Origin of the sequence: Streptomyces sp. NPDC059002 (genome assembly GCF_042740435.1) — a bacterium.
Lineage (GTDB): Bacteria > Actinomycetota > Actinomycetes > Streptomycetales > Streptomycetaceae > Streptomyces.
The window spans coordinates 33,853-43,783 of the sequence record NZ_JBHYJI010000016.1 but is presented as its reverse complement, the minus strand read 5'-3'; the positions used below and the strand labels follow the sequence as shown (position 1 = coordinate 43,783).

At 72.4% G+C, this 9,931-nt stretch carries 5 protein-coding genes and 1 pseudogene; 2 read left to right on the top strand and 4 right to left on the bottom strand.

All coding sequences use genetic code 11. From position 1 onward, the window contains the following. Positions 1–2,170: non-ribosomal peptide synthetase (locus tag ACFWZ2_RS17085; RefSeq protein ID WP_384546328.1), on the bottom strand; the 2,170-nt coding region annotated here is incomplete at its 3' end. After that, positions 2,130–3,494 (bottom strand): MFS transporter, encoded by a 1,365-nt coding sequence (locus ACFWZ2_RS17080; RefSeq protein WP_384546326.1) that lies wholly within the window; start codon positions 3,492–3,494, stop codon positions 2,130–2,132. The genes ACFWZ2_RS17085 and ACFWZ2_RS17080, both read right to left, overlap by 41 nt. Before the next feature lie 530 nt (positions 3,495–4,024). Here ACFWZ2_RS17080 and ACFWZ2_RS17075 point away from each other — a divergent pair. Both ACFWZ2_RS17075 and ACFWZ2_RS17070 read left to right on the top strand, forming a co-directional pair. Beyond that, complete coding sequence (locus ACFWZ2_RS17075) at positions 4,025–4,255, top strand: hypothetical protein (RefSeq protein ID WP_384546325.1); 231 nt, start codon at positions 4,025–4,027, stop codon at positions 4,253–4,255. A 52-nt stretch (positions 4,256–4,307) separates the two neighbouring features. Further along, the gene (locus ACFWZ2_RS17070; RefSeq protein ID WP_384546323.1) at positions 4,308–7,370 is read left to right on the top strand and encodes an amino acid adenylation domain-containing protein; all 3,063 of its coding nucleotides are present in this window, start codon (positions 4,308–4,310) and stop codon (positions 7,368–7,370) included. Between the two features lie 162 nt (positions 7,371–7,532). Here the strand turns inward: ACFWZ2_RS17070 and ACFWZ2_RS17065 are convergent. After that, positions 7,533–8,177: pseudogene (locus ACFWZ2_RS17065) on the bottom strand (ATP-binding protein); the annotation flags it as partial. A gap of 135 nt (positions 8,178–8,312) precedes the next feature. Further along, positions 8,313–9,869, bottom strand: coding sequence for an MBL fold metallo-hydrolase (locus ACFWZ2_RS17060; RefSeq protein WP_384546321.1), 1,557 nt, complete (start codon positions 9,867–9,869; stop codon positions 8,313–8,315). Between the last annotated feature and the right edge of the window lie 62 nt (positions 9,870–9,931).

Here is a 9,931-nt window from a genome sequence, read left to right as displayed (position 1 = left end):
CCGCCTCGGACTGCGGCACGGGCTCCGCCGCAGACACCTCACCCGCCTGGGGCTGCGGCGCGGCTGCCGCCGCAGGGACCCCACCCGCCTCGTGCTGCCGCACGAGCTCCGCCGCAGGGACCTCGCCCACCCCCGACTGCCGCACAGGCCCCTCCGCAAGGACCTCACCCGCAACGAGATACGCGGCGAGATGCGCGGCGAGCGCCTCCGCCGTAGGGTGCTCGAACAGTGCGGTCTGTGCGATCCCCCGCCCCAGCCGCTCCTCGAGCCGCCCCCGCAGCCGCATCAACTGCACGGAGGTCAGGCCAAGTTCGTAGAACGGCACCTGCGCCGCCCCCGGCCGCCCCAGCACGGCGGCCAGTTCCTCCCCCACCGCACGCGCCACGCCACCGTCCCGGTCTCCGGCACCGGCACCCGCGCCCGCACTCGCGCCACCACCGGCGGCCTCCCCCGGCCCCGCCCTCAACTCCCCCTCGACGAAACGATCCCGCAGCTCGGTGCGCCGCACCTTGCCTGCGGGTGTGCGCGGGAACCGGTCCTGCGGGACGGGCAGCACGTGCGTGGCGGTCAGGCCGAGGCGGGTGAACAGCTCCGCCTTGACCTGGCGCGCGATCCGGGCGTCCTCCTCGGCCGCCCCGCCGACGAAGAACACGGCGAGCCGTTCCGTGCCGCGCCCGGCGTCCGGTATCCCGCAGGCGGCCACCTCGCCGATGCGGACCCCGGCCACCGCCGCGGCGGCCGCCTCGATCTCGTGGGCGTACACGTTGTGGCCGTCGAGGATGATCACGTCCTTGCGGCGGCCGGTGACGACGACCTGGTCGTCGGCGAGGAACGCCAGGTCACCGGTGTCCAGCCAGTCGCGGCCCCGCGGATAGGCCGCGGCATCGGCGTCCGGGTCGTCGACGTATCCCGGCGTCAGCCGCAGCGGCGCGCTCACCTGCAACTGGCCGATCCTGCCGCCCTCCAGGGGCCGCCCTTCGCCGTCGACGACCCGCAGGGCCGCGCCGTGGGCGGGCGAACCGGCCGCGACGAAGGTCACGCGGTCGCTGTCCGGCGTGTCCGCGTCCGCGCTCCGCAGCTCCCCGCCGAGGCTGGACTTGACCAGGCGGTGCACGGTGCCCGGCCGGTCGAGGCGCCCGTAGGTGATCGCGGTGACCGTCTCGGCCATGCCCCAGACGGGGACGAGGTGCCGCTCGCGGACACCGAAGTCCGCCGTGCCGTCGAGGAAGGCCCGCAGGACCGGCAGGACGATCTGCTCCCCGCCGCACAGCAGCGAGGCCAGATGGCTCAAGTCCCAGCGTCTGTCCGGTTGTTCGGCGAGTGCGTCCACCACCAGCTGGTACGCGAAGGTGGGCGCCCAGCCGTGCTGGGCGCGGTACTCGTGGAGCAGGTCGAGCCAGCGCAGCGGGTCGGTGAGGACCGTCCGGGTGGGTGCGTGCACGTTGGTGCAGGCCGTGAACACCGGGAGTACGTGGTAGAGCAGGAACGCCCCGCTGTGGTCCACCGGCAGCCAGTTGACGAAGGTGTCGCCCGTCGCCACGGGCAGGATCCGGCGGGCGCTCGCCGCGAAGTCGGCGAGCCCGGCGTGCGTGAGCCGCACCGCCTTGGGCGCGCCCGTGCTGCCGGAGGAGAGCATGAGCAGTGCGGTGTCCGACGCCTGGGGTTCGTGGTGGTCGTACGACGGCGGGTGCCGGAGCACGTCGTCGGCGACGGCCACCCGCTCGTCCCCGTCGGCGGCCGCGAGATCCGTCGCTCCCAGGGCGTCGGTGAGTACGAGGGGGTCCTTGAGCAACGCGCGGGTGTGGCGCAGCCGTTGCGCGGCCACCGAGCCGGGGGCGGGCGGGTCGGTGACGGCCACGGGCACGGCACCGGCGAGGACGCAGCCCCAGAAGGCAGGGAAGAACACGTCGAGCGGCAGCCCGCACAGCACCACGGTGTCCCCGGGCCGCACCCCTCGCGCCCGCAGCCCGGTCAGGAACCGCCGTGCCCGGTCGAGGAGTTGGGGGTACGTCAGTGTGGCGGCCCGGCCCTCGGGGCCCACCGTGACCACTCCCGCGCCCCCGTCGGCGGCCGCCGCCCCGAGCAGGGCACGCACCGCGTCACGGGGGTCGTCCCCGCCGAGTTCCGGCTCAGGCCCCCGACAAAGGGCCTGCCCCCGTACGCGTGCCATGCGCGCCCCCTTCTCCTTGAGCTGTCAGTGGTGCGGTTCCTTCGTGTGCCGGTGGTGCGGTTCCTTCAGGCGTACGTGGTGCCGTTCCTTCAGACGTCAGTGGTGCCGTTCCTTGAGATGTCGCTGGCGCCGCCCCGCCGCCGCGACGGCGGGCCGCGGCGAACGCCAGCAGCGCCAACGCCCCGCACAGGGCCGTCCCGTGGAACGCGGCGACGACCGCGAGCACGGGGAGGCCCTCCAGCGCGGCGGCCGCGGCGACCATGCCGAGGGTGAACCCGGCGGTCTCCGCGGACGCCGAGATGCCGAGCAGGCGGCTGCGTTCCCGCTCGGGCGCGGCCTGCAGCCGCGAGACGTACACGATCTCGGTGCAGCCGTCGGCGAGCCCCGCCGCGAGGGCCGCCGCGATCAGGGCGGGGGCGGGGGACCCCGCGGACACCAGCACGAAGACCAGCACGAAGAAGACCGCCATGGCGGCGGTGCCGAGCGCGAACGCCCGCTCGCCGTAGGCCTCTTCGCGCCGGAACCGCTTGAGGACCTGGTGGGAGAGGAGCGCGCCCACGGCCCAGGCCGCCCAGAACCGGGTCATGAACAGCGCCGGATTGTCCGGGGACTCCAGGTCGGCCACGATCGGCAGGGCCACATTGTGCGAGGAGGAGGCGAACGCGTCGGCGCCGCGCAGCAGGAGCGCCCCGGCCAGCAGCGCGGGAATGCCCGCGATTCCCAGCCTCACGCCCCTCCCCCGCCGCCCCGTGACCGGCTCCTTCGAGGGCTCCTCGTACGTCGTGCCCTCGGCGTCGGTGCGGGGCCGCAGCACCAGCACCACCGCCGCCGAGACCACGAAACTGGCGCTGTTGACCGCGAACGCGAGCGCGTATCCGCCGGAGGCGATGACGGCCGCCGCCGAGCCGTAGCCGAGGACGGTGGCGGCCGAACGCCCCGCCACGAGCAGCCCGTTGGCCCGCGAGCGTTCGTCGTGCCCGACGAGCACCGGCACGGCGCTGCGCAGCGCCACCGTGAACAGCGTGTTCCCCGCGCCGAGGACGACGACCGCGCCCAGGAGCAGGACGAGCGAGGGGTCGTGGGCGCCGACCGCGAGCAGCGCCATCGCGAGCGCCTGCGCCACATCGGTGCCGATCATCACGGTGCGGCGGCCGAGGGCCGTGGTGAGCGCGCCCGCGCCCAGGCCCGCCAGCATCCCGGAGAACAGCCGGAGCGCCATCACCGCGCCGATACCGAAGGCGCTGCCCACGACTTCGTAGGTGAACAGGCTCAGGGCGATCAGATTGAGGAAGTTTCCATAGGCGGAAATGGCGTAGCCGGCCACAAGCGCCCGGAAACGCCAGCTGATCGACGCTAATTCGCCTCGCCGACCCGCCCTCACAAAACCCCTCATTCATGTGACCGCCCCCCGGAGTTCAGGTAGTCAACCCGCTGGACCAAATCGAGTCAACCATTCTTTGGTCAACGTTCCCCGCTGAAGCGGAACGTCCGCTTCGAGCCACGAGGTGCGCCTGGGGCGCGCACTTCCAGAGAAAGCGGCACCAAGAGGGAATTGACGGCGCCAACGAGGTCGAACGGCGCGACTTGCCCCAACTCGCCCATACGGCGCCCGTACCACCAGCGGGAATACAGGAACCGACCAGTCCGGGAACAACGCCCTACGGAACGAAGAAGAACTTCTTCGAACGGGGCGTCGATTCCCTGCTAGCCTTCCGGATGCATGCGAGCCATGGCGCGAATTGGACGTCGCGCGGAAGTACCGTGCCGCCTTCCGCCGCAGCCGCCCGACCGAACGGGCCGCCCTCTTCACCGGGCCGCCCCATCGAGGAAACCAAGAACGGAGAGCACCCTGAAATGACGGCCCCCGACAGCACCGCGGAGGGACTGGTCCGCCCCGGGCGGCCGGGCCGCCCCGTGCTCGGGGGAACAGCCGAATTCAGCGAGTTCTTCACCATTCGCCGCGCCAGCGCGAAGGGCGCCCCCTCCGTCGGAGCGCCCTTCGGTGACTTCTTCGACCTGACCGAGGAGGCGGGCACCACGTCGATCGCGTCGCGCCGCACCTGCTTCGACGACGCCCGGGTGTGACGGACCGACACGACGAGCCCCGCGCGTGCCTTAGCCGAAAGAGCGATGCCCCATGGACATGCACAGCCCCTATGCACGTGGTGAACGCATCGAACGCGTCATCGCCCACCACGCCGGGCGCACGCCCGAAGCGGTCGCCCTGCGCCAGGGCGACCGTGCGCTCACCTACGCGCAACTGCGGCAGCAGGCGGCCACCATGGCAGCGGGGCTCCACGCCGCGGGGGTGCGGCACGGCGACTGTGTCCCCGTACGCATGGAACGCTCACCGGAGTTGGTCGTGGCGCTCCTGGCCGTCCTCGAAGTGGGCGCGACCTACATCGCCGTCGACACCGCCTGGCCCGCGGCCCGCACCGACCTGATCATCCGGCGTTCCGGGGCGTCCGTGGTGGTGTCCGATGACACCTTCGCGGACCTCGCGGCCGGCCCGGCCGAGCCAGTCGCGCTGCACCCCTTCGAGGACGGCACCGAGGCGGCGTGCGTCTTCTTCACCTCCGGCTCCACCGGGCAGCCCAAGGGCGTGATGTCACCGCACCGCGGCACCATCCGCACCCTCGTCGACTGCCCGTCCATTCCCGTGGCCGCCGACAGCGTGTTCCTCCAGGCGGCGCCGCTGCCCTGGGACGGCATGTCCCTGGAGCTGTGGGCCCCGCTGCTGAACGGCGGCTGCTGCGTCCTGCTCGACCGCGACCACCCCGCCGTGGACGCGGCCACCCTGCGCGAACTGGTGGGGCGCGGGGTGAACAGCCTGTGGCTGACCAGCTCGCTGTTCAACGTGCTCACCGAGGAGGACGTCGAGGTCTTCCGCGGCATCCGGCTGCTGCTCGTCGGCGGCGAACGCGTCTCACCCGCCCATGTCCGCCGGGTCCTGACGGCCTTCCCCGACCTGCACGTCGTGAACGGCTACGGCCCCGCGGAGAGCACCATCTTCGCCACCACGCACGTCATCCGCGCCAAGGACGTCGACGAGACCTCCACCGAGGTCCCCATCGGCCGCCCGGTGCCCCGCACCGGCGTGACCCTGGTGACGCCCTCCGGGGACCGTGCGGAACCCGGCGACATCGGAGAGGTCGCCATCTCGGGCGACGGCCTCGCCCTGCGCTACCTCGCCGACCCCGAGGCCACGGCGAAGGCCTTCTTCGACCTGGACGGCGTCCGCCACTACCGCACCGGAGACCTGGCCGTACTCGACGAGGACGGCAACTACCGCTACCGGGGCCGCGCCGACCGCGAGTTCAAGATCCGGGGCGTGCGCATCGCCCCCGGCGAGGTCGAGAAGGCCCTGGAGGCACACCCCGCCGTCGCCACCAGCTGCGTACTGCGCATCGAGACCACGCCAGGGCGGCCCCAGCTCGCCTGCGCCTACACCACCCTCGACGGCGCGCCCCTCGACCCGCGCGAACTGCGCGACGTCGCGGCCCGTACGCTGCTCGACGCGATGGTGCCGAGCCGCCAACTCCACCTGCGGACCCTGCCGTTGAGCCCCACGGGCAAGGCCGACTACGCGGCGGTCCGCGCGCTGCTCGAACAGGACGCCGCCGCTTCGGCACCCGCCCCCGCCACCCCCGTCACGGACTCCCCCGACGCCCCCGACTCGGTCGCCCACCAGCTGCTCACCGAGATCGGAGAACTCCTCGGCCAGCCCGGACCCGCGTCCCACGACGACCTCTTCCGCGCCGGGCTCACCTCCCTGGACGCGGTGCGGCTCGCCTCCCGGATCAGCTCCCGCACCGGAGCCCATGTGACGGCGGCCGACGTCTACCGGCAGCGGACCCTCGACAAACTCCTTGCCCTGAGCGGCGACCGGGAGCAGTCGGCGGACGCGGGACCGGGTTCGCTCGGCGCCGACCACGGCGACGCCCCTCTGTCGCGCGCCCAGAAGCGGTTCTGGCTGTCCGAGGAGTTCACCCCCGGCGACGCCGACAACGTGATCGTCCTCGCCTACGCCCTGACGGGCCCCCTGGACACCCGCCGGTTCGAGGCGGCCCTCGGCCAACTCGTCGCGCGGCACGCGGTGTTGCGGACCGTGTACCCCTACGAGGGCAGCGGAGCGATACAGCGCCCCCTGCCCGCCGACGTCACCACCGTGCCCCTGGAACACACGACCGCGCCGCACCCCGCGGACGGGAACGGCCTGCGCGAGCTCGCCGAGGAGATCTCCGCGGACTGGTGGGGCTGGCCCACGGACCTGGAGAAGGAGCCGTCGCTCCGGCTGCGGCTGTGCCGCGTCGACGAGCAGACGCACCTCTTCTGCCTGCGCCTGCACCACCTGGCCTTCGACGGCTGGTCGGAAACCCTGTTCATGGAAGACCTCGCCGCCGCCATGGCCCCGGACGCACCGCTGCCCGAACCGCCGCGCGTCACCTACGCCGGGTTCAGCACCTGGGAGCAGGACCGCCTCGACTCCTGGCGGGAGCACGACCTGCCGTACTGGCAAGAGGTCCTCAGGGAGCCGCCGCACCCCTTCCTGCCCGGCCCCTCCGACGACTCCCAGGGCCGCCGCGTCGAATCCGTCCTGCGGGTGTCCCCCGAAACCGTCGCCCAACTGACCCGTGCCGCCGACGCGTTCGGCGGCCCACCGGTCGCCGCACTCCTTGCCGCGGCCGGACGGTCCCTGTCACGGCTCTTCGGCGTCGACGACCTCTGCCTCGGCACCGTGTCGCCCGGCCGCCACGACCCCGAGGTCGAACCGGTCATCGGCTGCTTCGTCAACTCCCTGCCGATTCCCCTGACGTCCGTCCCCGCCCAGGACGCCGCCGACCTCCTGACCACCTGCGCCCGCACCGTCGCCGCGGCCTTCCAGCACGCCCGCACCCCCTTCGACGAACTGGTCCGCACCCTGCAGCCCAAGCGGGACCGGCACCCCTGGTTCCAGACCTGGGTCATCCTGCAGAACCAGCCCCCACGCGTCCGTCTCGGCGAATCGGTGAACGCGGAACCCCTGCGCATCCGCCCCCCTCACACCGGTTTCGAGCTGCTGATCGAGGCCGTCCCCCAGCCCGACGGCGCCTGGGAACTCCTGGTGAGCAGGCGCGCGGACGGCATGTCGGACGCGCAGGCCGAGGAGCTTCTCGTACAACTGACGGACGCCCTGCGCGAGTTGTCGACCGCCGTCTGACGTACACCCGCTGGGTCCCACCAGGCCCACGGCCATTGCGGAGCCAGGCGACGGACACCGCTCACCTTGCGCGGCGGACCGCGTATGTGGTCCACCTCGACGACCTGGACCCCGTGGGAATGCTGCACAACTCCCGCTACGCCGCCCTCGCCGGGCGCGCGATCAACGCGTACTGGGCTCCAGGGCGCCGTCCACGGTCCGCAGGCGGGACGCCGTGCGGTCGATGACAGCACGCGACGTCACCGTCGCCACGTGCGGGATGCCGTCCCTGACCGGACGTACGCCCTGTTCCCGGAGTACGACAAGGGCCTCGGTGACCAGGAACGGGTTGCCGCCGCTCGCCGCGTGGCAGGCCCGCGCGGACCCGTCGTCCACCTCGTCGTCGAAGACCTGCCCGGCCAGTGCCGCGACGTCGGCCACCGCCAGGGGCGCCACCCGGCCAGCACGGTGACCGGGTGGCGTGCCGATCCGGGTCGCGACATGGTTGAGAAGGCGCAGCGAGGCGGTGTCGGCCCATTGGAGATCGTCGACGACCAGCAGAACGGGCTCGGCCGCGGCGATCTCCGCGACCCCGGCGAAGAGCGTCCGGATCGCCTCGAACGGAGCCTTGGCACTCGTCTGCAGCAGGGTTCCACCGAACTCCGGAAGCAGCTGACGTGCGACGCCGAAGGAGAACTCATGCTCCAGCACACTGGCGTTGGCCCGCCGGACGTGGACCCCTGTGGCCCGGCCGAGCTCACCGGCGTGCAGCAGCAACGTCGTCTTGCCGATGCCTGCCTCGCCCGACGGAACAACCACCCCGCCACGCCCCCCGCCAACTCCCCGACGGCGTCGGCCAGCACCCGGGCTCCGAGGCCCGTCCCAACAGCGATTCCCCCATGCCCAGCGTCATGGTTCCTTCTGCGGACCGGCCGCTCCGGAGCGGCCGGTCCGGTTGGCGCCTTACGCCCGAGTCGCATCCGTGCCGACGGTCCCGGCCGCCGCGGGTTCGGTGAGCCAGTCGTCGAGCGGGACCCGACAGGACCTGAGGATTCCGGCGATCATCGTGTAGACGCCGACCAGGGCGAGCAGCTCCAGCATCTGGGCCGTGGAGTAACGCGCGGCCAGCCGCTGCCAGGTGGCCGCGGACAGCGTGTGGTCCTCGTACAGCTCGTCGACGGCCCGCAGCAGCGCCCGGTCGGCCTCGCCCCAGCCCAAGCCGTCCGGCCCGAGCGGGACACGGGCGATCTCGGACCCGGTGAGCCCGGCGACGGCGCCGATGTGGGCATGGTGTTCCCACTCGTAGGTCGAGCCGGTGCGGTGCGCGGCCCGAAGAATCGCCAGTTCCCGTTCGCGGGCCGGGATCACCCCCTGGGCGAGACCGGCGAGCAGGGGCGCCAGGGCGACCAGCAGGTCGGGGTGGTTGCCGATGGTCGCCAGGATGTTGAGCACCGGACGACCGGCCAGCGGTCCTGTGCCGTCGTCGGCGAGCAGCCGCGCCGGGGGTCCGTCCAGACGTGCGGCCAGAGCAGCGATGTCGGCCGAGGGCCGCGGCGCGATACGTGGGGCGGTTCGGGGAACGGTTCGGACGGATCCCGGCGCGGCGTACTCGTCCAGGCAGCCCATCAGTTCCAGCTCCGCGGGTGTGCCGTCGCCGTTCAGTTCACGGTAGACGGCGCCGATGTTGAGCACGAGGCGTTCGGGGTCGTCCCAGTCGGCGAAGCCGTCCAGGTCCATCTGCTGGGCGGCCTGCGGCACGGGTATCCCCGCCCGGTGCGTGCGGACGGCGTGGTCGCGGACACGCTCCAGGTAGTCGCGGAAGGCACGCACCTCGCGCTTGCCGATGACCGGGCCGTGCCCGGGCACGATCGTCTCGACGTCAAGCCCGACGATCAGGTCACAGGCGGCGATCCAGTTCTGCACCGGGCCGCTGTGGATCACCGGGTGGCCGCCGATGAACAGCATGTCCCCGGCGAACAGGGCGGCGGCGTCCGGCACATGGACCAGCACGTCCCCGACGGTGTGGGCGGGGCCGACCTCGATCAGGCGGACGGTGCGACAGCCCACCGCCACCTCCAGTTCGCCGCGGAAGGTACGGCTCGGCAGTGTGGGAGTGATCCCGGTGAAGTCGAAGGCCTCGCGCATCCGCTCGGCGATGCGCGGCAGCGGAACCGCGCCCGGCGCGGCGAACACCTCATGCGTCCGGTCGCGGGCCATGACGGACGCGGCGGCCTCCGAGGCGATGATCGTGGCGTCCGCGACCAGTTGGTTGCCCCACCAGTGGTCCCCGTCGCTGTGACTGTTGACCACGGTGCCGATGCTGACACGGGGCAGGGCCTGGGCCATCACGCCGAGCATGTCGCAGGTCTGGGGAACGGTGAACAGCGTGTCGACCAGCAACCCCTGGTCGCCGGAGACGACAAGACCGGCGTTGCTCAAGCCCCAGGAGCCGTTCGGTTGCAGGTAGGCGTAGGTGTCCGTGGCGATCTCGTGCAGACCACGGGTGAAGGGGACGGCCATCACATGACCTCCTCATGAGTCGTAAGGGGATTCCAGTACCAACATGTACTCCAGTACATTGA